At 60.5% G+C, this 24526-nt stretch carries 25 protein-coding genes and 1 pseudogene; 11 read left to right on the top strand and 15 right to left on the bottom strand.

The genetic code is table 11. The features are described from left to right. Positions 1–105 precede the first annotated feature (105 nt). Positions 106–1122 carry an ABC transporter substrate-binding protein gene (locus ACIQU2_RS07195; protein ID WP_403139660.1) on the top strand — a complete coding sequence of 339 codons (1017 nt, stop codon included), beginning with the start codon at positions 106–108 and terminating at the stop codon, positions 1120–1122. Positions 1123–1258: 136 nt separating this feature from the next. Here ACIQU2_RS07195 and ACIQU2_RS07190 read toward each other — a convergent pair whose 3' ends face one another. Together ACIQU2_RS07190 and ACIQU2_RS07185 are read right to left on the bottom strand one after the other, a co-directional pair. Further along, the gene (locus ACIQU2_RS07190; RefSeq protein WP_403139658.1) at positions 1259–3391 is read right to left on the bottom strand and encodes a TonB-dependent receptor; all 2133 of its coding nucleotides are present in this window, start codon (positions 3389–3391) and stop codon (positions 1259–1261) included. Between the two features lie 89 nt (positions 3392–3480). Further along, on the bottom strand, positions 3481–3867 hold the full coding sequence (locus tag ACIQU2_RS07185; protein ID WP_347804740.1) for a DUF2946 domain-containing protein: 387 nt from the start codon (positions 3865–3867) through the stop codon (positions 3481–3483). 95 nt (positions 3868–3962) lie between these two features. On the opposite strand from ACIQU2_RS07185, the gene ACIQU2_RS07180 reads away from it, so the two are divergent. Next, positions 3963–4400 (top strand): DUF3995 domain-containing protein, encoded by a 438-nt coding sequence (locus tag ACIQU2_RS07180; protein WP_347804739.1) that lies wholly within the window; start codon positions 3963–3965, stop codon positions 4398–4400. 118 nt (positions 4401–4518) lie between these two features. Here the strand turns inward: ACIQU2_RS07180 and ACIQU2_RS07175 are convergent, their stop codons facing one another. The 7 genes from ACIQU2_RS07175 to ACIQU2_RS07145 all read right to left on the bottom strand — a co-directional run bounded on the left by ACIQU2_RS07175 (position 4519) and on the right by ACIQU2_RS07145 (position 11856). After that, on the bottom strand, positions 4519–4881 hold the full coding sequence (locus tag ACIQU2_RS07175; protein WP_403139656.1) for a Na+/H+ antiporter subunit G: 363 nt from the start codon (positions 4879–4881) through the stop codon (positions 4519–4521). Continuing rightward, positions 4878–5156, bottom strand: coding sequence for a K+/H+ antiporter subunit F (locus tag ACIQU2_RS07170; RefSeq protein WP_008151692.1), 279 nt, complete (start codon positions 5154–5156; stop codon positions 4878–4880). The genes ACIQU2_RS07175 and ACIQU2_RS07170 overlap by 4 nt, the downstream gene beginning before the upstream one ends. Further along, positions 5153–5641 carry a Na+/H+ antiporter subunit E gene (locus ACIQU2_RS07165; RefSeq protein WP_403139653.1) on the bottom strand — a complete coding sequence of 163 codons (489 nt, stop codon included), beginning with the start codon at positions 5639–5641 and terminating at the stop codon, positions 5153–5155. The genes ACIQU2_RS07170 and ACIQU2_RS07165 overlap by 4 nt, the downstream gene beginning before the upstream one ends. Next, the gene (locus tag ACIQU2_RS07160; RefSeq protein WP_403139651.1) at positions 5638–7320 is read right to left on the bottom strand and encodes a monovalent cation/H+ antiporter subunit D; all 1683 of its coding nucleotides are present in this window, start codon (positions 7318–7320) and stop codon (positions 5638–5640) included. The genes ACIQU2_RS07165 and ACIQU2_RS07160 overlap by 4 nt, the downstream gene beginning before the upstream one ends. Then, positions 7317–7661, bottom strand: a complete 345-nt coding sequence (locus ACIQU2_RS07155) for a Na+/H+ antiporter subunit C (RefSeq protein ID WP_007986256.1) — start codon at positions 7659–7661, stop codon at positions 7317–7319. The genes ACIQU2_RS07160 and ACIQU2_RS07155 overlap by 4 nt, the downstream gene beginning before the upstream one ends. Further along, positions 7661–10579, bottom strand: coding sequence for a monovalent cation/H+ antiporter subunit A (locus ACIQU2_RS07150; protein ID WP_403139649.1), 2919 nt, complete (start codon positions 10577–10579; stop codon positions 7661–7663). The genes ACIQU2_RS07155 and ACIQU2_RS07150 overlap by 1 nt, the downstream gene beginning before the upstream one ends. 272 nt (positions 10580–10851) lie before the next feature. Further along, positions 10852–11856, bottom strand: a complete 1005-nt coding sequence (locus ACIQU2_RS07145; protein WP_347804747.1) for a DMT family transporter — start codon at positions 11854–11856, stop codon at positions 10852–10854. A 15-nt stretch (positions 11857–11871) separates the two neighbouring features. Between ACIQU2_RS07145 and ACIQU2_RS07140 the strand changes: the two genes are divergently transcribed. The 6 genes from ACIQU2_RS07140 (at position 11872) to ACIQU2_RS07115 (ending at position 18128) form a co-directional block, all read left to right on the top strand. Further along, positions 11872–12435 (top strand): helix-turn-helix domain-containing protein, encoded by a 564-nt coding sequence (locus tag ACIQU2_RS07140; protein ID WP_403139646.1) that lies wholly within the window; start codon positions 11872–11874, stop codon positions 12433–12435. 155 nt (positions 12436–12590) lie between these two features. Continuing rightward, positions 12591–13793: an SfnB family sulfur acquisition oxidoreductase gene (locus ACIQU2_RS07135; protein WP_403139644.1), complete on the top strand. Its 1203-nt coding sequence runs from the start codon at positions 12591–12593 to the stop codon at positions 13791–13793. 10 nt (positions 13794–13803) lie between these two features. Continuing rightward, positions 13804–14241 (top strand): acyl-CoA dehydrogenase, encoded by a 438-nt coding sequence (locus ACIQU2_RS07130; RefSeq protein ID WP_403139642.1) that lies wholly within the window; start codon positions 13804–13806, stop codon positions 14239–14241. Then, complete coding sequence (locus ACIQU2_RS07125) at positions 14241–15641, top strand: LLM class flavin-dependent oxidoreductase (RefSeq protein WP_403139640.1); 1401 nt, start codon at positions 14241–14243, stop codon at positions 15639–15641. The genes ACIQU2_RS07130 and ACIQU2_RS07125 overlap by 1 nt, the downstream gene beginning before the upstream one ends. 205 nt (positions 15642–15846) lie before the next feature. Beyond that, on the top strand, positions 15847–16686 hold the full coding sequence (locus ACIQU2_RS07120) for an acyl-CoA synthetase (RefSeq protein WP_403139638.1): 840 nt from the start codon (positions 15847–15849) through the stop codon (positions 16684–16686). 14 nt (positions 16687–16700) lie between these two features. Beyond that, positions 16701–18128 (top strand): FAD/NAD(P)-binding protein, encoded by a 1428-nt coding sequence (locus ACIQU2_RS07115; RefSeq protein ID WP_403139636.1) that lies wholly within the window; start codon positions 16701–16703, stop codon positions 18126–18128. Positions 18129–18203: 75 nt separating this feature from the next. Here ACIQU2_RS07115 and ACIQU2_RS07110 read toward each other — a convergent pair whose 3' ends face one another. The 4 genes from ACIQU2_RS07110 to ACIQU2_RS07095 all read right to left on the bottom strand — a co-directional run bounded on the left by ACIQU2_RS07110 (position 18204) and on the right by ACIQU2_RS07095 (position 20740). Next, entirely contained in the window at positions 18204–18428 is a 225-nt protein-coding gene (locus ACIQU2_RS07110) for a hypothetical protein (protein WP_010455083.1), read from the bottom strand. Positions 18429–18535: 107 nt separating this feature from the next. Continuing rightward, positions 18536–19267, bottom strand: coding sequence for a substrate-binding periplasmic protein (locus ACIQU2_RS07105; protein WP_403139633.1), 732 nt, complete (start codon positions 19265–19267; stop codon positions 18536–18538). A 271-nt stretch (positions 19268–19538) separates the two neighbouring features. Further along, positions 19539–19802 (bottom strand): phage infection protein, encoded by a 264-nt coding sequence (locus ACIQU2_RS07100; protein ID WP_403139631.1) that lies wholly within the window; start codon positions 19800–19802, stop codon positions 19539–19541. A 197-nt stretch (positions 19803–19999) separates the two neighbouring features. Further along, complete coding sequence (locus ACIQU2_RS07095; RefSeq protein ID WP_347804727.1) at positions 20000–20740, bottom strand: response regulator; 741 nt, start codon at positions 20738–20740, stop codon at positions 20000–20002. Between the two features lie 216 nt (positions 20741–20956). Here ACIQU2_RS07095 and ACIQU2_RS07090 point away from each other — a divergent pair, with 216 nt between their 5' ends. Both ACIQU2_RS07090 and ACIQU2_RS07085 read left to right on the top strand, forming a co-directional pair. Beyond that, positions 20957–21217 (top strand): DUF2790 domain-containing protein, encoded by a 261-nt coding sequence (locus ACIQU2_RS07090; protein ID WP_403139628.1) that lies wholly within the window; start codon positions 20957–20959, stop codon positions 21215–21217. A gap of 62 nt (positions 21218–21279) precedes the next feature. Beyond that, positions 21280–21531, top strand: a pseudogene (locus ACIQU2_RS07085) (alpha/beta fold hydrolase); the annotation flags it as partial. Between the two features lie 64 nt (positions 21532–21595). Here ACIQU2_RS07085 and ACIQU2_RS07080 read toward each other — a convergent pair. Both ACIQU2_RS07080 and ppnN read right to left on the bottom strand, forming a co-directional pair. Then, the gene (locus ACIQU2_RS07080; RefSeq protein WP_403139626.1) at positions 21596–22036 is read right to left on the bottom strand and encodes an NUDIX hydrolase; all 441 of its coding nucleotides are present in this window, start codon (positions 22034–22036) and stop codon (positions 21596–21598) included. Positions 22037–22118: 82 nt separating this feature from the next. Then, a complete protein-coding gene (gene ppnN / locus ACIQU2_RS07075) occupies positions 22119–23492 on the bottom strand; it encodes a nucleotide 5'-monophosphate nucleosidase PpnN (protein WP_008151729.1) in 1374 nt (457 codons plus the stop codon). 211 nt (positions 23493–23703) lie between these two features. On the opposite strand from ppnN, the gene ACIQU2_RS07070 reads away from it, so the two are divergent. Continuing rightward, positions 23704–24231 carry a DUF3087 domain-containing protein gene (locus tag ACIQU2_RS07070; RefSeq protein ID WP_347804724.1) on the top strand — a complete coding sequence of 176 codons (528 nt, stop codon included), beginning with the start codon at positions 23704–23706 and terminating at the stop codon, positions 24229–24231. The last annotated feature ends 295 nt before the right edge of the window (positions 24232–24526 follow it).

Genomic DNA, 24526 nt, shown 5'->3' with positions numbered 1-24526 from the left:
AAAGCAGGAACCTCTACTACAGTCAGTTGACTGAGTATTCAGAGGCTTTGCGGTCTTCTGCCAGGCCATCCTGCTATTGCTGTGAACAGCACGAGGTGCAAAAGCATGAACGGATTTCGACGGTTGCTGGCCGCTACCCTGGCCACTTTCGGATTGTTGGCTTCACCCGTTCCGGTGTTCGCTGCCCAGGCGCCGATCCACTTCGCCGACCTGAACTGGGAAAGCGGCAGCCTGATTACCGATATCCTGCGGATCATCGTCGAGAAGGGCTACGGGCTGCCGACCGATACCTTGCCGGGGACGACCATCACCCTGGAGACCGCACTGGCCAACAATGACATTCAGGTCATTGGCGAAGAGTGGGCCGGTCGCAGTCCGGTCTGGGTCAAGGCTGAGGCCGAAGGCAAAGTCGCGAGTCTCGGCGATACAGTCAAGGGCGCCACCGAGGGTTGGTGGGTGCCCGAATATGTGATCAAAGGCGACCCGGCGAAAGGCATCAAGCCGCTGGCGCCGGGCCTGCGCAGTGTCAGCGACCTGCCGAAATACAAGGACGTGTTCCGCGACCCGGAAACCCCGGGCAAGGGGCGCTTCCTCAACAGCCCGATCGGCTGGACGTCGGAAGTGGTCAACAAACAGAAACTCAAGGCGTATGGGCTGGACGACAGCTATGTGAATTTCCGCAGCGGTTCCGGCGCAGCGCTGGATGCGGAGATCAGTTCTTCGATTCGGCGTGGCAAACCGGTGCTGTTCTATTATTGGTCGCCTACGCCGTTGCTCGGCCGCTTCAAACTGATTCAGCTGGAAGAGCCGCCGTTCGACGCCGATGCCTGGAAAACCCTGACCGACGCCGACAACCCGAATCCGAAACCGACTCGCTCGCTGCCCTCGAAGCTGTCCATTGGCGTGTCCACGCCATTCCTGAAACAGTATCCGCAGATTGCCGAGTTCTTCAGCAAGGTCGAGTTGCCAATCGATCCATTGAACAAGGCGCTGGCCGAGATGAGCGAAAAACATACCCCGCCACGGCAGGCGGCGCAGGCGTTCATGAAGGCGCACCCGGACGTGTGGCAGGCCTGGGTGCCCAAGGAAGTGGCGGATAAAGTCTCCGCCGGGTTGAAGTGAGCGGGTTGGTTGGAAGGTTGTGTTGTGCCGATTACCGCTATCGCGAGCAAGCTCGCTCCCACATTTGATCTATGTCGTTCACAGAGTTTGTGTACACAGGAGATCCCTTGTGGGAGCGAGCTTGCTCGCGATGCTTTTAGAACCGGGTCTGCACCGCCAACTCGAAGGTGCGCGGCGTACCGAGGTAATACGCCGGTGACACATGGGCGAATTCGGCATACACCTCATTGGTCAGGTTGCGCACCCGGCCGGTGACGGTGGTGTGTTGATCGACCTTGTAGCTGAGGAACGTTCCGTAGAGCGTGTATGAAGGCACGGTCAGGGTGTTGGCGCTGTCGGCAAACACCGAGGCCACATACCGCGCATCGACACCACCCTGCCATTGTGGCGCGAAGTCATAGGTCAGCCACAGATTGCCGACCCGGTCCGGCACGTTGGTCGGTGTGTTGCCTTTGCGTGAAACCACGACACCCGCCGCATTCTTCTCGTTGAATTCGTCGTACTGCGCGTCGACCCAGGCGAAGTTGCCTTCGGCCAACAGCTTGTCGGTGATCCGCAACGAACTGGCCAGTTCGATCCCTTTGGACGTCTGTTGACCCACGGGAATGCTGCTGGTCGGATCCAGCGGATCGGTGACTGCGAAGTCCTTTCGCTCGATCGTGTAAGCCGCCACCGTCGCCGAGCCGCGGCCGTCCAGATAGTCGAATTTACTGCCGACTTCCCATTGCTTGCCGGTGGACACGTCGAAGTCTTGCGTGCCGTTGGGCTGTTCGGCAGCGGTGCTGTATTGCACGTAGACGTTGGCGTCGGGAATGAATTGGTAAGTCAGGCCGACCCGACCGGTCACCGGCTCCCAGCTGCGCTTGAGGTGCCGGGGATTGCTGGCGGTCACGACCCGGTGGTTGGTCACGTCCAGGTCGATGTCGTCGTAACGCAGGCCGGTCAGCAGCGCGAGTTTGTCGGTGAGTGCCAAACGGTTCTCGGCAAACAGGGCTTTGGTCGTGACTTCATCAGTCTTGTCGCTGACAAAGCCCGGTAGGGTGCCCGGGATGTCATAGAAGTGCCCTGGCGCAAAGTTGTTCGGATCGACGGTGCTGGCACCTTTGACGTTCAGCGGCGACTTGGTGGTCTGGTTGACCTTGTACTCGAAGCCGCCGGACCAGGTCGTGTCCAGCCCGAACAACGTGTTGTCGTGGCGCAGTTCTAACTGGTTGCCGTTCTGCTCGCCCTGATGCCGGACCTGATAGGCCGTGGAGCGATTCACCGAACTGTTGTCGGCGTTGTACTGGTAGGTTTCCAGGTTGCGGTAATCGCGCTGGCTGTCGAGGTGGTAAAGGGTGTTGCGCAGGGTGGTGCTGTCGTTGATCCGGTAGTCGATGATCGAGCGAACCCAAATCGTGCGTTGCTCGTAGCGGCCGTCCTCGACGTTGTAGTTGTTGAATCGGTTGTGTTTGTCGATTTTCAATTCGCCGGCCTTGGGGTTAAGCACCGGTGTGCCCCAGTAAGGACTGTCTTCGTGTTCATCCTGATATTCCAGGGCCAGGGTGTGGGACAGGTTGGGCGTCAGGTCGCTGAGCAGCGAGAACGCCACGCTCCACGCATCACGCTCCTGACGGTCGATGTAGCCGTTGCCGGTGTTGTGGCTGACGTCGAGCCGCGCGTAGTGCTGCACGTCCGCGCTGGCATCGCTCAGGGCGTGGTTGAGGCCGAATGCAGTCTCGGTGGTGTCATAACTGCCGTAGCTGACCCGGCCTTCGATGGCTTGCTCTTCACGCGTCGCCAGTTTGGTCATGTAGTTCAGCGAACCGCCCACGGAGCCAGCACCATTGATCAGCGATGACGGGCCGCCCACTAGCTCCACGCGATCATAGATCCAGGCGTCTACTGGCCGGGCGAGGCCGCCGGAGACATTGACGCCGTTGAACATCTGGGTGATCTGGCTGCTGGTGAATCCGCGATAGGAGACGAACCCACCGAAACCCGGCGGTGCGCTGGCATTGACGCCCGGCAAGGTATTGGCGGCGTCCTGAAAGTTCTGCGCGCCGTGGCGCTCGATGTCGTTGCGGTTGGCCACGGCTACCGAGGCGGGGGTTTCGCGCACGCTCAGGCCAAGCCGCGACGCCATGCCGCTGGACTGATCCAGACTCAGCCCCGGCTCAGCCGCCGCTTCGCCATCAATGGTGATGGGCGCGAGGTCGATTGTGGATTGCGCCCAAGCGTTTACAGACAGGCAGCCGAACAGGCTTGCCAGTAAAGGAATGCGTTTCATCGATGAATCCTGAATGCTTGACTAGGAAACAGCGCACACGCCAACGCCACGCGTTGGCGAGGTGAGCTGATCGGAAAAGGCGAAGAAATTCAGGCGGCAGGCGGAGCGCGAGGATTGGCCGAGGGCCAGGTGAAGCGGGCAGGGAGGTCAGCATTGGCGACGACGGCCAAGGGCGGACTGTGTTGCTGCGGGAGGATAGCCAGGGTCAGGCTGGAGTTGAGCGCCGGGCCCATGCCGCCGGTGGAGCACAACGGGCAGCCGAAGGCCTTGGACAGGGTCGGCAGTTTGTCTTCGGAGGTGTTCGACGAGGCCGGTAGCTGGCTGGCCGGGTCGACGGTACAGAACTGGCCGCCGATGCCGTTGAGCTGCATCCCGACCATTTGCCCGTGACCGATACTGCAGGCGAACACGTTGAACAGGACGCAGCAATAAAGCATCCAGGCCATCAATGTGCGATCAGTTCGGGCGAGTTTCATGGGGCGGCACTTTATCATCGCCGATGACGAATACCCTTACAAAATCGTTCAAGGAAGTTCATTCTGCTGCGACATTTCACGCTGGAAGTCTGAACATGAGCCTATTGATCGCGCAATGGATGGCTGCCATCTTTCTGTTGATCAGCCTGATCCACCTGTATTGGGCGGCGGGTGGCAAGTTGGGTAGCGAGGCGGCGGTCCCGCGAGTGTCCGCAGAGGACGGCGGAGAACCCAGGCCGGCCTTCAAGCCTTCAGGCTTTGCCACGTTACTGGTGGCGGTCGGGTTACTGCTGATTGCGATGCTGGTGTGCATGCGGGTCGGCCTGTATCTGCCGACGGTGCATCACTGGTCGCTGCAATGGGTGATCAGCGCCATTGCGATGCTGATGTTCGCCAGGGCGATCGGCGATTCGAATTTGATAGGGTTCTTCAAGCAGGTGAAGGATTCGAAGTTTGCCCGGCTCGACACCTGGGCGTATTCGCCGTTGTGCGTGGTGCTGGGGGCGGGGTTGTTGGCCGTTGCCTGGATTTGATCTGAGGTAATGCAAGATCAAAAGATCGCAGCCTCGTTTCACTCGACAGCTCCTAAATGGGTTATGCATTCCCCTGTAGGAGCTGTCGAGTGAAACGAGGCTGCGATCTTTTTCGCGTTTAACTCCCGCTCTCCGTGCGCCGACTACTCACCTCGGCCGGCACATCATCCCCCGCCATGCGCTTGCGAAACAGCGCCGCCCGCGCCAGCAGCAACGTGGTCACCGGCACCGTTATCGACAACAGAATCGGAATCAGCCAGGCATGTAAAATCGGCCCGGACTTGAGCGCCGAAAAGTAAATGATCGAGGCCAGCGCCACGCACCAGGCGCCCAAGGTCGACGCCAGCGCAGGCGGGTGCATGCGCTGGAAGTAGTCCTTCATCCGCACCAGGCCAATGGCGCCGGTCAGCGCAAACAGACTGCTGAGCACCAGCAGGATCGCCACCGGAATTTCAACCCACAGAGACAGTTCAGCACTCATTCGATCACCTCGCCACGCAGCAGGAATTTCGCCAGGGCAAACGAGCCGACGAAACCGAACAGCGCAATCAGCAGCGCCGCCTCGAAGTAAGTGTCACTGGCATAACGAATGCCCAGCGCCAGCATCATCAGCATCGCGATGATGTACAGGTAGTCCAGCGCCAGAACCCGGTCCTGGGCCGACGGCCCCTTGAACAGCCGGATCAGGGTCAGAATCATCGCCAGCGAAAAGATGAACAGGCTCAGCAGGATTGCGTTCGACAGCAAGGCGCTCATTCGAAGATCTCCATCAAGGGGCGCTCGTAGGTCGCCTTGAAGTGCTGGATGAACAGCGCTTCGTCATCCAGATCGAAGACGTGCAGCAACAGAATGCTGCGATCCAATGCCAGTTCCGACCACACGGTGCCGGGGACCACCGTGCAGATCATCGACAGCGCGGCCAGGCCGTTGGCGTCACGCAAATCCAGCGGCACCTTAATGAAGCGCGAACGCGGTGGGCGGCGACCAGCGTTGAGCACGCCCCAGGCCACGGCGAGGTTGGACACCACCACGTCGCGACCGACAAGAAAGAACAAACGCACAATCACCCCCGGCCGACGAATGCGGATCGGCAGCGGTCGCAGCTTGCGCATCATCAGCGGCGCGCAAAACCCCAGCACCGCGCCCAGCAGCAGATTGCCGGGGCTCATCGAGAGGTTCAGCACCAGCCACAACAACCACAGCGCCAGCGACAACCAGGGAGCAGGAAACAGTCGCTTCATGGTTTGACCTCCGCGATCGCAGCTTTGGCTTCCGGGCTTGGAATCGCACGGGTACCGAGCACCGCCATCACGTATTGCTGCGGGTTGTTCAAGGCCTGGGCGGCCGCCTGGGTGTAGCGCAGCAGCGGTTCGGCCTTGAAGGTCAGCGCAATGCTCAAGCCCAGCAACGCAATGATCGGCACGCATTCGAAACGTCGCAGCAACGGCGACGGCCGCTCCTCGGGTGTCCAGAACCGCTGGATGCCCAAGCGCGAGAACGCGATCAACGACGCCAGCCCGGAGAGGATCAGCAACGCGAGCAAGCCCCACGCGGCATTGGAAACCGGCTCATCGCTCCCATTGCCCAGGCCCAACGGATTGAGCAGGGCGCTGAGCAAGCCGAGTTTGCCAATGAACCCCGAGAGCGGCGGCATGCCGATGATCAGCAGCGAGCAGGCAATGAAGCTCAACCCGAGGAAAGCCATGGTCCAGGGAATCACCTGGCCGACCACGGCTTTCTGCTCGTCATCGAGGTTGATGCCTTTGGGCGGCTGCAAGGATTCCATCGGTCGCGGTAGATCGCCGTCATCGAACAACGGCATTTCATTGGCCGAACGCGAACGCTCGATCAACTCGGCCAACAGGAACAACGCGCTCAATGCCAGGGTCGAGCTGACCAGATAGAACAGTGCCGCGCCGATCAGGTTGGGCTGGGCGAAACCGATGGCCGACAGCAGAATCCCGGCCGACACCAGAATACTCAGACTGGCCAGGCGCTCCAGACGTTGTGCGGCGAGGATCGCCACCGCAGCGCAGACGATGGTCGCCATGCCGCCGTAGATCAGCCAGTCGCCGCCAAAGTACGCCGAGGCACCAGCCTGACCAGAGAACAGCAAGGTCCACAAGCGCAGCAAGGTGTAGACGCCGACCTTGGTCATGATCGCGAACATCGCCGCCACCGGCGCGCTCGCCGCGGAATAGGCCGGCACCAGCCAGAAGTTCAGCGGCCACATCCCGGCCTTGGCCAGGAACGCCACGGCCAGAATCCCCGCGCCGGCATGCAGCAGGCCGCGATCGGCTTCCGGCACCAGCGGAATTTTCAGCGCCAGGTCGGCCATGTTCAGGGTGCCGGTGACGCCGTAGATCAGCGCCGCGCCGATCAAAAACAGTGACGAGGCCAGCAGGTTGATCGAGATGTAATGCAAACCCGACGACACCCGCGACCGACCCGAACCGTGGAGCATCAGGCCATAAGAGGCCGCCAGCAACACTTCAAAAAACACAAACAGGTTGAACAGGTCCGCCGTCAGGAACGCGCCATACAGGCCCATCATCTGAATCTGGAACAGCGCGTGGAAACTCGAACCGGCGCCGTCCCAACGGGCCATGGCGAACAGCAGGGCGCTGACGCCGATGATCCCGGTCAGCACCAGCATCAGCGCCGACAGTCGATCGACCACCAGCACGATACCGAACGGCACCTGCCAGTTGCCCGGCAGGTACACGCCGATGGAGCCGGGGACGCCCGTCTCCTGAGTCCATTGCAGCAACAGCACGGCAATGCCCAACCCCACCAGGCTGGAAAACAGGTTGATCTTGGCCTTCAGCGGACGGTGTTTCTCGCCCAGCATCAGCATCACGGCGGCGGTCAGCAGCGGCAGCAGAATCGGTGCAGCGATCAGGTGCGGCATCAGATTCATTCTTTAGGCTCCCGGCCATCCACATGGTCGGTACCGGTCAGGCCCCGGGAAGCCAGCAGCACCACCAGAAACAACGCGGTCATGGCGAAGCTGATCACGATGGCGGTCAACACCAGCGCTTGCGGCAGCGGGTCGGTGTAGTGCAGCAGATCTTGCGGTACGCCGTCCTTGATGATCGGCTCCTTGCCGATAAACAGGCTGCCCATGCTGAAGATGAACAGATTGACGCCGTAAGACAGCAGGCACAGGCCCATCACCACCTGAAACGTCCGTGGCCGCAGGATCAGCCAGACGCCGGACGCGGCCAGCACGCCGATGGCGATTGCGATGACTTCTTCCATCAGACGGTTCCTTGCGTGGCGACGGATCGAGGCAGGGCAGCGGTCTTGTGACCCCGTACCGATTGGTGAGCGAGGGCGGTGAGGATCAACAGGGTCGAACCGACCACCACGGCGTACACGCCGATGTCGAAGAACAGCGCACTGGCGATGTGAATGTCACCGAACACTGGCAGTTCGAAATGCCAAGTGTGGGTGGTCAGGAAAGGATAACTGACCGCCATCGCCCCAAGCCCGGTGACCGTGGCGAACAACAACCCGGTGCCCATCCAGCGCAGGGGTCGCAGGCTCATTTGCGCTTCGACCCACTGGGTGCCGGCGACCATGTATTGCAGGATGAACGCTACGGACATCACCAGGCCTGCGACGAAGCCGCCGCCAGGTTGATTGTGGCCGCGCATGAACAGGTAGACCGACACGACAAATGCGATCGGCAGCAGCAGACGCACCAGCACCGCCGGCACCATCATGAAGCCGAGCGCGGTATCGCTGGCGTGACGCGGGTTGACCAGGTCGGTGACCACATCCGGTGCCAGCAGACGTTGCTGGGCCGGCAACTGCAGGCTTTCTTTTGGTGGACGGAAGCGTCGCAGCAAGGCGAACACGGTCAGGGCCACGGCCACCAGCACGGTAATTTCACCGAGGGTGTCGAAGCCGCGGAAATCCACCAGCATCACGTTGACCACGTTGCTGCCGCCGCCTTCGGGCAGGGCACGGCTGAGGTAGAACGACGAAATGTGATTCGGTGTCTGGCGCGTCAGCATCGCGTACGAAAGCAATGCCATGCCGCCGCCGACCACGGTCGACAACAGCAAGTCGCGGATACGGCGGATGCGTGCCTTGCGCAGGGTGCTCGGCAGCGGCGAGACCTCTTCGATTCGGCGCGGCAACCAACGCAGACCGAGGAGGATCAGCACCGTGGTCACCACTTCGACCGCCAGTTGCGTCAGCGCAAGATCGGGCGCCGAGAACCAGACGAAGGTCACGCACGTCATCAGACCGCAGACGCTGACCATGGTCAGGGCCGCGAGCCGGTGATACTTGGCCTGCCACGCCGCGCCAAGGGCACAGGCAATCGCCAGCAGCCAGAGGGTCACGAACACGATCGAGCCTGGAATCTTCGGCCGGTCGCCCCAGCTCAGGCTGCTGTGGAGCATCGGGATCAACCCGGCCAACACGGCCGCGAGCACCACCAGGAACAATTGGGTTTGCAGGCGCTTGGTGCTGATCCGCCGCTCGAGACGACGGGCCAGGCGCATCATGATCACCAGGCTGCGTTCGAACAGGCGCTTGCCGTTGAACCGGCCAATGATCGGCGGGTACTTGAAACGCCCGTGTTTGAGCTGATTGCGCAACAGCAGATAAAGCACGATGCCGCAGGACATGGCGATCAGGCTCATGATCATCGGCGCGTTCCAGCCGTGCCAGATCGCCAGGCTGTATTCAGGCAAGGTGCCGCCCACCACCGGCAGGGCGGCCGCGGCCAGCAACGGGCCGACCACCTGCGCCGGGAAAATCCCCACGACCAGGCAGGCGAATACCAACAACTCCACCGGCGCGCGCATCCAGCGTGGCGGCTCGTGCGGGGTGTGCGGCAGGTCGGTGGCGGTCGGGCCGAAGAACACGTCGACGGTAAAGCGCAGTGAGTAGGCGACGCTGAAGGTCCCGGCGATGGTCGCGACGATGGGCAGCGTCATCTCGATCCAGGCCGTGGCATTGATGAACACGGTTTCGGCGAAGAACATCTCTTTGGAGAGGAAGCCGTTGAGCAGCGGCACACCGGCCATGGAAGCGCTGGCGACCATGGCCAGGGTGGCGGTGAACGGGATCAGCTTGATCAAGCCGCTGAGCTTGCGAATGTCCCGGGTGCCGCTTTCGTGGTCGATGATCCCTGCGGCCATGAACAGCGAAGCCTTGAACGTAGCGTGGTTGAGAATGTGAAACACCGCGGCCACAGCGGCCAGCGGACTGTTCAGGCCCAGCAGCAGGGTGATCAGGCCCAGGTGACTGATGGTCGAATAGGCCAGCAAACCCTTGAGATCGTTCTGGAACATCGCGCAATACGCACCGAGCAACAGGGTGCAGGCACCGGCGCCGCTGACGATGTAGAACCATTCTTCACTGCCGGACAGCGACGGCCACAGTCGTGCGAGGAGAAACACCCCGGCCTTGACCATGGTCGCCGAGTGCAGATAAGCCGAAACCGGTGTCGGCGCCGCCATCGCGTGAGGCAGCCAGAAGTGGAAGGGGAATTGTGCGCTTTTGCTCAGGGCGCCGATCAGGATCAGGGGGAGCAGAATAGGGTAGAGGGCGTGCGCGCGAATCAGATCGCCGGCGGCCAGGACCTTGTCCAGGTCATAGCTGCCGACCACATGGCCGAGCAGCATGACCCCCGCCAGCAGACACAAACCGCCTGCGCCGGTGACCATCAGCGCCATATAAGCACCGCGTCGCGCATCGGCGCGGTGGTGCCAGTAACCGATCAACAGGAATGAAAAGAGGCTGGTCAGCTCCCAGAAAAACACGATCTGGATCAGGTTGCCGGAGATCACCAGCCCGAGCATGGCGCCCATGAACGCCAGGAAAAACGCGAAGAACCGCGGCACCGGATCGTCCGGCGACATGTAGTAGCGGGCGTACAACGAAACCAGCGTGCCGATGCCCAGCACCAGCATCGAGAATAGCCAGGCGAAACCGTCCATGCGCAGGACAAAGTTCAGGCCCAGGCTGGGCAACCAGACAAACTCTTCGCGGATCACGCCGCCATCGGCGATATGCGGGTACAAGAGGGCGACCTGAACAGTGCCTATCAAGGCAACCAGGCCAGCCAACAAAGATTCGGTGTTTCGCGCGTTGTGCGGCAGCAAGGCTGCCAGACAGCTGCCGATAAAAGGCAGAAGCAGTAGAACTATCAGGGACATAGGCTTCTAATCTGCGGAAGTTTGTGAAGCATCATACGTGCCAGCTCTCGGATCACCAAACGCCAAGCTGTCGCAGAATCCTACAAAGTAGACGGAAAAAACCTGATTCACATTGTTTCAATGGTCTGTTTTCAGCAGGTCTGGCCCCTTCGCGAGCAAGCCCGCTCCCACAGGGTCCAGTTGTGTTCACACCATTGCGGTACAACACAGAACCCATGTGGGAGCGGGCTTGCTCGCGAAGGCTATCTATCAGGCGCCACAGATAGTGCGGCTTAACCCTGCGTTTCCCGCCCCAACTCTTCCTCAGACGCAGCAGCCTTACCCTTGGTCTTCAACTCACTGACAATCACCGCCGCCACAATCAACCCCGCGCCCACCAGCGCAATGGCCGGCAACCGCTCACCCGCGATCCGCCCGACAATCCCGGCCCACACCGGCTCACCGGCATAGATCAACGTCGCCCGGGTCGGCGAAACACTCTTCTGCGCCCAGTTCATCGCCACTTGAATCGCCGCACTGGCCGCGCCCAATCCCAGCGCGCTGCATAACAGCAGCCAGGAGAAGTCCGGAATCCTTTCCTGAGTCGGTACCACCATCAAAAATGCCAGCACCGAGGTGACCGCCAATTGCACCACCGTCACCCGACGCACATCGACCTGGCCGGCATACGTACTGATCAGAATGATCTCCGCCGCTATCGCTACGGCGCTGATCAATGTGGCGATTTCGCCCGGGCTGAAATTGAACGAAGCGCCGGCCGGTCCCGACAGCAACATCAACCCGGTAAACGCCAACATGATCCCGATGCTCGGCATCAACCCCGGACGCCGCCCCAGCACCAGCCATTGCAGCAACGGCACGAAGGGCACGTACAACGCGGTAATAAACGCCGACTGACTGCTGGGAATGCTCTGCAACCCGACGGTCTGCAATCCATAGCCAAGCATGATCGCCACGCCGATAAAGGCCCCGGCCTTGAGTTCAAACAGCGTCAGCTCCCGCAGATGACGCCACGAAAACAGCGCAACAATGATCGCCGCCGCGGCAAAGCGCAGACCGACGAAGAACATCGGCCCGCTGACGGTCATCGCATGCTGCACCAGCAAGAAGGTGCCGCCCCAGACCATGGTGATCAGCACCAGCACGCACTCGGCCTTGCTGAACCGCGAGAAACGGGAGGAAGTGTGAGGGGTATTCACCGACGTCATGACCTTGCGCGCTACCTGAGGGGGACGCACAATGCGCCGAATGTTGCGCAGTATACTGCCCAACCCCATCAAGTGAGCAATATAGTGCACAAAGATTCCACGCAGCGGGCTTCGGTCCTCCAGCACGTCAGCCAGAACGTTCGACGCTTGCGCCATGCCGCCGACATGAGTCAGATCGCGCTGGCCGAAAAGTCCGGGGTCAGCCGCCGAATGCTGGTGGCCATCGAGGCCGGTGAGAAGAACGTCAGCCTGACCACCCTCGACCGTGTGGCCGAAGCGCTGAACGTCGCATTCAGCGACCTGATCCAGGCCCCGGATGCCCGCGACCCGAGCCGCATCAATGAAGTGGCCTGGGCCGGGAATATTCCTGGCAGCAAAGCCGTTTTACTGTCCAAAGCCACGGCTACCCGCGAGGTGGAACAATGGGAGTGGTGCCTGCAACCGGGGGAGATTTATCCGTCGCAACCGGACGCGGAGGGCTGGAGTGAGCAGATCTATGTGTTTGAAGGCTGCCTGACGCTGATGCTGGGCGATACACCGCATGAGATTGCTGCCGGCCAGTTCTACATGTTCGCCAGCAATCAGCCCCACGCCTATCGCAACGATGGGCCGGTGGCGGCGCGGTTTGTGCGAAATGTAGTGATTTAACTGTTTGAGGATCAACACTGGATAGACACTTTGCTGTTTTAAAGCTGCGAGCCTTTCTCGGATAATTCTTTAACCTATTGAAAATAAAGTGATTTAGTTTCAGGCACGACTCCTGCAAAAGCTCTGGTGCATTCACCAGATCCCGGAGTCGGCCCATGACAGCCTCAACCCAACCCCCTCGCACCGCCCACGTCATCCGCTCGGACGCCGAGGCAATCGCCGTCGCCCACAAGCTTGCTGCGCGTTTCGCCATCGAAGCCAGCGTGCGCGACCGCGAGCGACGCCTGCCGGTTGCCGAGCTCGACGAGTTTTCCGCCAGTGGCCTGTGGGGCATCACCGTTCCCAAGGAATACGGCGGCGCCGGAGTTTCCTACGTGACCGTCGCCGAAGTCATCAAGATCATTTCCGCGGCCGACTCGTCCCTGGGTCAAATCCCGCAAAACCACCTCGGCGTGCTCGACATCCTGCTGCAAACTGCCACTGAGGAGCAGAAGCGCTACTACTTCGACAAAGTCCTGCAGGGCTACCGTTTTGGCAACGCCTTCTCCGAATCCAAAAGCAAAAACGCCGGGGCTTTCGAAACCCGAATCCGTTTCGATAAAGACACCGTGCAAATCGATGGCGAAAAGTTCTACTGCACCGGCGCCTTGTTCGCGCAAATCGTACCGGCCGTGGCAGTCGATGAAGAGAATAAGGCCTTCATCGCCTTCATCGAGAGTGACACTCCCGGCTTGACCGTCATCGACAGCTGGGACGGTTTCGGCCAGCGCACCACGGCCAGCGGCGGTGTCACCCTGAACGCGGTGAAGGTCCCGCTCGGTGCTGTGATCCCGGCCCACAAGGCCTTCGACGAACCCACCGCCGACGGCCCGATTTCACAAATCATTCAGGCGGCCGTGGACACCGGCATTGCCGTCGGCGCCCTGGAAGAAACCAAACGCTACGCCCGCGAAGCCCGGCCATGGATCGACAGTGGGCAGGATCACGGCTGGCAGGACCCGTTCAGTATCGCTGCGATTGGCGACCTGGAATGGCGGGTCCACGGCACCGAAGCGATCCTCAAAAAGGCCGGCCGCGCAATCGACCACGCATTGCTCAACCCCAACGAAGACACGGTGGCTCGCGCTTCGGTGGTGGTCGCCCAGGCCAAAGTGCTGTCGGCCGAGATCGCCTTGCTTGCCAGCAGCAAACTCTTCGAACTGGCCGGTACTCGCTCTGTGCTTGGCAAATACAACCTCGACCGCCACTGGCGCAACGCCCGGACGCACACCCTGCACGATCCGGCACGCTGGAAATATCACCTGATCGGCAACTACCTGCTCAACGGCGTGAAGCCTGTGCGCCACGCCTGGAACTGAGGAGCCCACCATGAACGCTTTGACTCAATCGATTGTTGCCGGGCAGCCCCTGGCCAAAAGTCAGCATGATTTGCACAACGCTCGCAGTTTGCTTGATGCGACGTTGCGTTTCGTCCGGCAGCAGGCCCAAGCCACGGATGATCCTTACGTCATCAGCCGCTTCGGCGATTTGCACATCCGCATTGAAGTCGCTGCCGCGCTGCTCGAACGCGCCGAAGATTTTCTGAACAGCGTTGATGACGACACGGAAATCAGCGTCGCCATCGCCGAGTCGCACCTGGCCAGCGCCGACGCGCTAAATGCCGTCAGCAACGCTGAATTCGAACTCACCGGCCAACGCACCGTGTTGCCCGGATCGTTGCATGACCCGCTGCGCTGGAAACTCCACCTCATCGGCAACTTCCGCCTCAACGGCATCCATCCCCGAAGCTTTCGGAGTGCGATTTGATGGCCCGTGAAATTCGTCTCAACGCGTTTGACATGAACTGCGTCGGTCACCAGTCGCCGGGTTTGTGGGCGCATCCGCGGGATCGCTCCTGGCAATACAAGGATCTGGAGTACTGGACCGATCTGGCGAAAATCCTCGAACGCGGCAAGTTCGACGGTTTATTCATCGCCGATGTGCTGGGCATCTACGACGTTTACAACGGCAATGGTGACGCGGCGATCCGTCAGGCGGCGCAGGTGCCGGTCAACGACCCACTGCAATTGATTCCGCCGATGGCGCTGGTCACCGAGCATCTGGGGTTCGGCCTGACCGCCTCGCTGTCCTTCGAGCACCCGTATCCGTTTGCCCGACGCCTGTCGACGCTCGATCACCTGACCAAGGGCCGTGCCGGCTGGAACATCGTCACCTCTTATCTGGAAAGCGGTGCGAAGAGCCTCGGCCAGAAAAACCAGACCGAACACGACGCCCGTTACGACTTCGCCGAAGAGTACCTGGAGGTTTGCTACAAACTGTGGGAAGGCAGTTGGGAAGAGGGTGCGATTCTGCGGGATCGCGAGCGGCGGATCTTCAGCGACCCAAGCAAAATCCACGAAATCCAGCATGTCGGTAAGCACTTCCAGGTGCCGGGCATTCACCTCTGCGAACCTTCGCCGCAACGCACGCCGGTTCTCTATCAGGCTGGCGCATCCAGTCGCGGCAAGCAGTTTGCCGCCGAGCATGCCGAGTGTGTGTTCGTTGCTGCACCGTCGAAAGTGCTGCTGAAGAAAACCGTTGCCGACATCCGTCGTCGTGCTGCCGAAGCCGGACGCGATCCGTCGAGGATTCTGATCTTCAACCTGCAAACCGTGATCCTTGGCGAGACCGACGCCAAGGAAGCCAAGTTCGAGGAATACAAAACCTGGGTCAGTTACGAAGGCGCGATGGCGTTGATTTCTGGCTGGACCGGGATTGATTTCAGCCAGTTCAAACCGGATGAACCGCTCAAACACGTGCACACCAACGCCATTCAATCGGCGGTGGAAGCGTTCTCCACGACAGACCCGAACAAGATCTGGACACCCAACGAACTGGCTGACTGGGTGGGCATCGGCGGTTTTGGTCCGTTGTTTGTCGGCAGCCCCGTGACCGTCGCCGATTTGTTGCAGGAGTGGGTCGAGGAGACCGATGTGGATGGCTTTAACCTGGCCTATGCATTGACTCACGAAACCTTCATCGACGCCGTGGAACTGCTGGTGCCGGAGTTGCAGAAACGTGGAGTCTACAAAACCGAATACGCGCAGGGGACCTTGCGCGAGAAGTTGTTTGGGGAAGGGCCGCGCTTGCCGGAGATTCATCCGGGCGCGGGTTATAGAGACCTGGCGGCGTTGCGGCAGCAGGAGAAGAAGTTAGTGTCTGCCTGATCAGATCTCAGACAAACACACCCTGTAGCAGCTGGCGAAGCCTGCGTTCGGCTGCGCAGCAGTCGCAAATCCTGCCTGCGCGGATTACCTGACACACCGCAGTGCCTGATTTCACGACTGCTGCGCAGCCGAACGCAGGCTTCGCCAGCTGCTACAGGGTGCTTCAAGACCATACAGCCCGGCGCACCACCGAGGAGGTAAGCCAATGAGCGTGCACGAACTCAAACGTCCGCCAATCGCGGACACCACCGAGTGGCGGGTCGAAGTGCCCAAGGCGCTGGAGCAATTGCGCCACTGGGCTCAGGTCAGCCCCTTACAACCGGCCTTTCGCCACAAACGCCATGGCCAGTGGTTCGTCTGGCGCTGGATCGATGCCTTGCGCGATGTCGAGCGTTTGGCCGACGGCTTGAGTCAGCAAGGATTCACAAAAGAATCGCGTCTGGCGTTGAGCGGCGCCTTCGAGCCGAATCTATTGCTGCTGGCCCTGGCATCGCAACACATCGGCGGTGAGTTGCTGACCTTGCCGGATAACCTCGACCCCGAATCACTGCACGAAAACCTGTGGCGCAGCCGTCCCACTCACGCGTTCGTCCAGGACCGACAGACCCGACAACTCTGGCTCAACGAAGGCCAGTCGCTGCTGAACTTCGCTGATCTGCTCGGCCCGGTTGAACCCCCGCAACACCTGAACCGCTGGGCACAAGGTAAGCCATTGTGGAGCGAAGAGGGCACCCAATGGCCGGCCGGCCTCAGCGTTTTGCTCGAGCATTGGCTGACCAGCGGCCAATCACTGGCCTTCCCGGAAAGCCTCGACAGTGCCAGCCGCGACCGTCGTGAAGTGGCACCCTCGGGATTGCTGTTATCGGCCGAGCGCCTGCAATTGCTGGCCGCCGAAATCGACCTCCGTCTCGCCCCCCAAGGCACCTGGCGCCGACGCCTCTGCGACTGGGCGGTATTTCTCTGTCCTACTTTGGTACTGCTTGATGAACCTTCCAGGGGTTTGGCGCCTATTATCGTCCAGGATATTTTTGAGATGAAACATTGATCAGTGAGAACGCCATGACTGAAACCCAAAGCGGACAGGCCACCGACGCCATTCGCCACGCGGACATCCTGATCGTCGGCGGCGGCCTCAGCGGTGCAATGCTGGCGGCGCAGTTGCTGCGCCTGCCGGGCAAACGCAAGGTGCTGGTGATCGAACCCCGCGCCGAACTGGGACGGGGCGAGGCGTACAGCGCGGTCGAATTGGGCCATACGCTCAACGGCAATGCGGCGCGGATGAGCGTCGACCCGGACAACGCCGACGACCTGACCCAATGGCTGACCGAGTACATCGCGGCCGGCGGCTGGCCGGAGTCTGACGAGCAACATGTGCCGGTCAGCGAATTGTTCCCGCCTCGCGGGATTTTCGGCCTGTACGTGCAGCAGCGGCTGGCCGAAGCGCAAGCGGTGGGGGCGTTGAACGGTTCAACGGTCGAGCATGTGCGGGCTGAGGTGATTGACCTGCAAACGGCGGACGATTCGGTGCGACTGACCTTGAGCGACGGGCAACACTTGCAGGGCGCTTATGCGGTGTTGGCCACGGGGATGTTTCCCGCCGCGCGTACGCCACAGACCGAGTCCAGCGGCTTGAACGCGGCGGCGCTTGATCCGTGGGATGTCACCGCCATGCAACAACTCGATCCGCAGTCGACCGTGCTGATCATCGGTTCGGGCCTGACCATGGTCGATGCCGTGGTGTCGCTGGAACAGGCCGGGCATCGCGGGCCGATCGAAGTGTTTTCCCGGCATGGCTTGCTGCCTCATGTACGTCGTCAGCCACCGGCCTGGGCAGATTTTCTCGCCGAGGATCACAGCATTCGTACGCCGCGACAGCTGGTGCGCGAACTGCGTCGGCATTGCCGAGACGCCATCGCTCAAGGTATCGACTGGCAGGCGCCGCTCGACACCGTACGGGCGCACATTGGCCGCTTGTGGAATCAGGCGACGGATGTGCAGCGTCGGCAGTTCGTGCGGCATGTGCGGCCGTGGTGGGAAAGTCATCACCATCGCTCGCCGCCGTTGAGTGCCGAACTGGTGGAGCGATTGCACAAGGAAGGCCGATTGCGGATTCAGGCCGCGTCGTTCAAAGGGCTGGAGCCCTCAGCGGATGGAGCAATGAGCATCCGCATTCGGCGTCGTGGTGAATCAGAAACCAGCGTTGTCAGCGGCGCGGCGTTGATCAATTCCAGCGGCATCGAATACGACTGGCGCCGGGTCGCCCGACCGCTGCCACAGCAACTGCTGGCGCGCGGACTTGTCCGGCCGGGGCCGTTGGCGCTGGGGATTGCGGCGGCAGTCGATGGCGCGGTGTTGGGCGCCGATGAACACGTCGCCAGCCGTCTGTTCGCCATGGGCCCACCGTTGCGCGGCATGTGGTGGGAAAGCACCGCAGTGACCGACGTCGCGAGCCAGGCCAAGGCGTTGGCGGCGCGGTTGGCGGGCTAAACCTTCAGAAACAACAAACCCCGGGTAGATCGGATCTCCCGGGGTTTCTTGTTTCAAGCGGCGCAACGCCGTTGATCAATAACGCTGATACTTCGAACCGAACTCAGGGCGGTTTTCAGCGACGTAGAGTTTGCTCGCCTGGCTGTCTTTGTGATCAACGCCGACAGTGTTCACGTTCAGTGTGGCCGGTTGGCTGACTTTGGCCGCTGCAACGACTTGCGAGGTGGCGTGAGGGGCGGCGATGGCGGAGGTAGCGCCAAGAACCGAAAGGGCGAAACCAAGACCGATGATGCTTTTCATGATGGTGCTCCAGAGCGTGGGGAGAAGATGGGGCCACTGTAGTGCTGGAGCGTCGCGATGAAAAAACACCCTGACGCATAGTTGTTATCGAGCGCGTTGATCTGTTGTCAGCGGGGTGTGTTGTCGCTGAGCCAGCGCTGTTTGAGTTGTTCCAGACGCCCATCGCGGTTCATCTCGTCCAGCGCCTGTTGCCAGCGCGCGACCTGGCTCGCATCGGTTTGCGGGGAAAACGCGATGTAGGTGCCTTGCTTCATCAGCGGCATCTGATAATGCAACTGGCTGGGCGCCAAGCCTTCTTCCCGTGCCAGGGTGGCGATGGAGAGGGTGTCGGCCACCACAAATTCGATGCGCCCCAGACGTGCCAGACGCATCATTTGTTCGGGCGTTTCCACGCCGTACAGATTGTTCAGACCCTGCTTGTGCAAGTAGTCGTAAGCCAGCCATTTTCGCGGGACGGCGATACGGCCCTGGATGCTGGCGTCCTGCAAACTGCGCACCGGTTGCTGGGTGTTCGCGGAATAAATCGCCGTCTCCACGTCCATCAACGGACCGACCCACTGGTACAAGCCATCGCGTTCGGCGGTGCGCAACACGGTAAACACCCCGGTGGCGGGCTCGGTCGTGGCGACGCGCAGGGCGCGCAGTAAAGGGACTTGTTGCAAGTGCACCTGGTCGCCGGTGCGTTCGGCCAGTGCCTGCACCACGTCCACGCCAAACCCCACCAGTTGATTACCTTGCTGAAAATGCAGGGGCGGGTGGTTGTCGGTGAGCAGGTTCAGATCAGCCGCGAGCGCCGTAAAGGTCAGGAAAGACAACAGGCAACCGGCAATGCGCTTCATGAATCGTCCTTGATGAAATGAAGCGCAAATCTTAGACGGGCGAGGTGCAACTGTCCCGAGGAATTGTCGGGGCTTTTACGTCAGATCTCAGGATTTATGGGCGTCGTGCATGGGGGATGCAGATGGGTTTTGTCTGACGGAACACAGTCAAATGTGGGAGCGAGCTTGCTCGCGATGAGGCACTGTCAGTCGGCATCATTTTTGAATGACACACCGCCATCGCGAGCAAGCTCGCTCCCACATTCGATCTCTGTTGTGATGTAGATCGCATTCAATACCGCTGATATTTCGAGCCGAACTCGGCGCGGTTTTCCGCGACAACCACACCACCGCGTACCGCATTGCTCGGGCTGACCGATGCCACACGTTCGCGCAGTTCTTGCAGACGGTCGGAGCCGCCTTCCACCAGCAGTTGTTGAACCTGGCCAGGGGACGCAGCATTGCCGGTGTGGGCCGACGCCAGGCTCGACAGGCCGAGACCACTAACCAGTGCCAGACCGAGTGCCAGGGACGAGACTTTCGAGAAGTTGAACATGGGTGATTCTCCGTGCGTTTAGTTTGAGTGGGTCGGTAGCGGCTGCTATCCGGTGATCACAGTTAAACGCTCGGGTGTATCGGTGATGTGTGCTCGAACAAGCCGAAATCGGTGTCTGCGTATCTGTCGCGGGTTCTTATACAGACGGATACAACACCCTATGAAAAACGCTCCTCAGGTTCTGCTGGCGGAGAGCTTCATGATTCTGCGCCGAGCAATTCCACCGGGTAGGAGAACACATAGCCTTCGCTGCGCACGGTTTTGATGTAGGTCGAGTCCCGTGAGTCATCCATCAATCGCTGGCGCAGACGGCTCACCAGCAAGTCGATGGAACGGTCGAACAGGTCGGCGTCGCGACCCTGGGTCAGGTTGAGCAACTGGTCACGGCTGAGTACCCGTTGCGGGTGATCGAGGAACACCCGCAGCAGACGGTATTCGGCGCCACTGAGGGCCACCATCGTGCCGTCTTCGTCGAGCAAGTGCCGGGCGGTGGTGTCCAGGCGCCAGCGGCCGAAGCCCAGCAGCCGGCCGCTTTCGGTGATCAGCAGGTTGGGCGGCAGCATCCGGGTGCGGCGCAACACGGCATTGATCCGCGCCAGCAGTTCGCGGGCGGCGAAGGGTTTGGTCAGGTAGTCGTCGGCGCCCATTTCCAGGCCGAGGATGCGATCGGTTTCGTCGTTGCGTGCGGTGAGCATCAGGATCGGCGTGGCTTTGTGTTTGCCCGAGCGCAATTCGCGGCACAGCAGCAGCCCGTCATCGCCGGGCATCATGATGTCCAGAACGATCAGGTCCACCTGATTGGTTTCCAGAAAGCTGCGCATCTGCCGGCCATCGGCGACGACGGTGGTACGCAGCCCGTTCTTTTTCAGGTAATTGCCGACCAACTCGCGAATCTCCCGGTCGTCGTCGACGATCAGGATGTGGTTCACATGTTCCATCGCTTAGCCCTCTTGTCATTCTCCCGTTGCGCATTCCAGGGATTGTCCCAGGCGCTTTGTATCGCACTGTATCTGGTGCCCCCGGAGACACCTTACGCCTTATTAATTCCGGTTCTACGACACATGGCAGATACCTCGGGCCGATTAAATGGGTTCCACCGAGACAAGACGACTTGCCTCACAACCACTGCCCATTGCAACCCTGAGGAAATCACCATGAACTGGAACACACTTGTTGCCGCCAGCTTCTTCGCGGTCCTGAACGTTGCAGCGTTTTCGGCCCATGCCGATGTTCAAGCTCCGTCGCAGACAACTTCTCACGGCACCCACCTGGATATCAAGAAAGTGGTTTCCGTCGTCGACAACGGCGGCAATTGCGGCATTGTCGATGCCCGCCTGACCTATCTCGATTCCAGCGGCACGCAGAAAGTCCTCGATTACAGCAAATTCGCAGAGTGCGGCAATCAGGGCGGCTGATCTTTCCATTACGCTCATCGCTGTCAAAACCGATGAACGCGCAGGAATCCGTTGCCGCCCAAGGCATGATTCAGGGCGAACCTCAATATGAAGCGCTGGAGCAGCGGCTGGCCAAGGCCCCGGTCATTACGGTGCCGACCATCACCATGGAAGGGGATGCCAACGGGGCGCCACATCCGGCCGCCGAGGATTATGCCAAGCGCTTCACCGGTAAATATGAGTACCGACTTATCAACGGCGGCATCGGCCACAACTTGCCGCAGGAAGATCCGCAGGCCTTTGCCAAGGCAGTGATCGACGCGGATCACCTCTGATCATTCCCACACGAGAGCGTGGGAATGATCCTCATTAGATTTTTTGTTATTCATCTGGCACTGGTCAGGCCTGCTCCATCATTTGGATCAGGTTTTCTGGCCAGACTGTTTCAGCGGTATCTTTCAGCTCGGCGACTGACCACCATTTGTGTTCAGTCATCACCCGGGCTTCATCGGTCGTCCAGCCATCACGCGTCAGCCGTTCACCGTCGGCGCGGACGACAAAGTAGCGTTCCACGGACAAGACGGTTTCGCCGCTGGGCAACATCATCGAAAAGTTGCGCTCTGCCACGCTAGTGCCCACTGCGTCGATGTGCAGTCCGGTTTCTTCATACAGTTCGCGTATGGCGGCGGCTTCAAAGGTTTCACCTTCCTCAAGACCGCCACCCGGCGTAGCCCAGTGGTCGCATCCGTCCAAGGCATCCCCCTTGTGCTGGAAGCGAAACAGCAAGACCTGACGGGCGGGGTTGATCACGAGGAGTCGTGCGGAGTTGCGTTGGCGCATCAAAAATTCTCTTTCCATAGACGTTACAGCTCACGTTGCTGATCATTCCCACGCGGGAGCGTGGGAATGCTCTTTAGCCGAGTTACGCAACCACTTGATAACACGGCACATAAGCCGCGCCACCTGGCAGTTTCATCCGGTGCTGGGCGACGAAGGCCTTGAGCAGTTGATCCAGCGGTTGCATCACCGCCGCATCGCCACGGATCTGGTACGGCCCGTGCTCTTCGATCAGGCGGATGCCCTTGTCCTTGACGTTGCCGGCGACGATGCCGGAGAACGCGCGGCGCAGGTTGGCGGCCAGTTCGTGGGCCGGCAGGTTGCGGCTCAGTTTCAGGTTGGCCATGTTTTCGTGGGTTGGATCGAACGGACGCTGGAAGCCTTCGTCGATCTTCAGCAGCCAGTTGAAATGGAACGCGTCATTGCGCTCGCGGCGGAACTGTTTGACCGCTTTCAGACCTTGAGTCATTTGACGCGCGACTTCAGCCGGGTCGTCGATGATGATCTCGTAGTGTTGCTTCGCAGCTTCACCCAAGGTGGCGCCGACAAACGCGTCCAGTTGCTCCAGATACGGCGCGGCATGTTTCGGTCCGGTGAGAACCACGGGGAAGGGCAGGCCGGCGTTGTCCGGGTGCATCAGGATGCCGAGCAGGTAGAGGAACTCTTCGGCGGTGCCGGCGCCGCCCGGGAAAATGATGATGCCGTGGCCGACGCGGACGAAGGCTTCCAGACGTTTTTCGATGTCCGGCAGGATCACCAGTTCGTTGACGATCGGGTTGGGCGCTTCGGCGGCGATGATGCCCGGCTCGGTCAGGCCGAGGTAGCGGCCGCCGTGGATACGCTGCTTGGCGTGGGCGATGGTCGCGCCTTTCATCGGGCCCTTCATTACGCCAGGACCGCAACCGGTGCAGATGTCGAGGCTTCGCAGGCCGAGTTCGTGGCCGACTTTCTTGGTGTATTTGTATTCTTCGGTGTTGATCGAGTGGCCGCCCCAGCACACCACGATCTTCGGCTCGACGCCGGGGCGCAGGGTGCGGGCGTTGCGCAGCAGGTGGAACACGTAGTCGCTGATGCCCTGGGAGGTGCTCAGGTCGATGCGTTGGGCGTCGAGTTCGTTTTCGGTGTAGACGATGTCGCGCAGGGCGCTGAAGAGCATTTCGCGGGTGCTGGCGATCATTTCGCCATCAACGAAGGCGTCGGCCGGGGCGTTCAGCAGTTCCAGGCGTACGCCGCGGTCCTGCTGGTGAATGCGGATTTCGAAATCCTTGTAGGCTTCGAGGATGGTTTTTGCGTTATCGACATGGGCGCCGGTATTGAGGATGGCCAGGGCGCACTGGCGGAATAAGGTGTAGGTGCTGCCGGATCCGGCTTCGCTCAGTTGCTGTACTTCACGTTGAGAAAGGGTTTCCAGACTGCCTTTTGGGCTGACCGAGGCGTTGATTACTTGTCGTTGGGTCATTCAATGATCCTTAAAACGATGCCATTCATACAGGCAAATGGCATCCGAATAGTATGTATCCATGAAAGAAGATGGCACGAACTGCGCTGTATCGCCATTTCCCCGTTTGACGATGAAAAGTTGAAAAGGAGCCTCAGCATAGCTAAATCCCCTGCAGAGGCGATAATGCCCCGCAGCCTTTTTACCCATGCCCTCAAGGAACCCCGTCGCGATGTTCGAAATCCAGCCGCAGAACCCCGAACGCTATCGAAGCCAGACGCGACGCAGCACGATAATCATAGCCTTGATTTTTCTGGCCCTGGCGATGGTGTTGTCCACCACGGCGGTGGCGCTGTTCGGCGAACCCGGTGGCGACAATCTGCGATTTAACGTCGGCGGCGTGTTTGTGTCGGTGCTGCTGATGGCAGCGCTGATGCGGGGCGCGTTCTGGACCCAGCCATGGATGGCCCCGGCGGTCTATGGCTGGCAGCTCAAGCGCAGCCTGATGAGCATCACCAACGTCATGCATCAGGTGACGGCGGCGGTGGAGAAGGAGGATCCGACGGCCATGAAGCTGCTGCGCTTCTACCATCTGGGGTTGAGCCAGATGCACGAGCTGGACGGCAACTCCAGTGATCACAGCCAATTGACCCGCGAGATGGATCAGCACAAGGCGCGGATGGAAGCGCTGGGCATCGAGACCGAACAGACGAAATTGAATCCTGCCTGGATCGAGGCCGTGAAGCAGGCGCGCGCCTGACCGCGGTAACTGCTGACTGGTTTCCAGCTTCGCGCAGCGCTTTGGTCACGGCGGCCTGGGAGATGTCCAGTGAACGGATATGCCTGGCAGCGAGCGGTTGCAGCAGTTTTTGGCGGGAAGTCTCAAGTAACAACAACACTGAACCGCAGTCCACGCGAGCCGGTGGTGAGAATACTTCTCGCGCAATTCACCTTTCGGGTGTTTGATGAGGCATAGTCGCCTGGCGCCAGGCGGCTCATACCCGCCAGGGGTCATAAAAAGGGCGAACGGGAAGATTCGCCATGTGGTCAGGATT

This window comes from Pseudomonas sp. NPDC098740 (assembly GCF_044760065.1).
Lineage (GTDB): Bacteria > Pseudomonadota > Gammaproteobacteria > Pseudomonadales > Pseudomonadaceae > Aquipseudomonas > Aquipseudomonas rossensis.
Note: the sequence above shows the minus strand (reverse complement) of the source record. Positions and strands in the feature narration are given on the sequence as shown.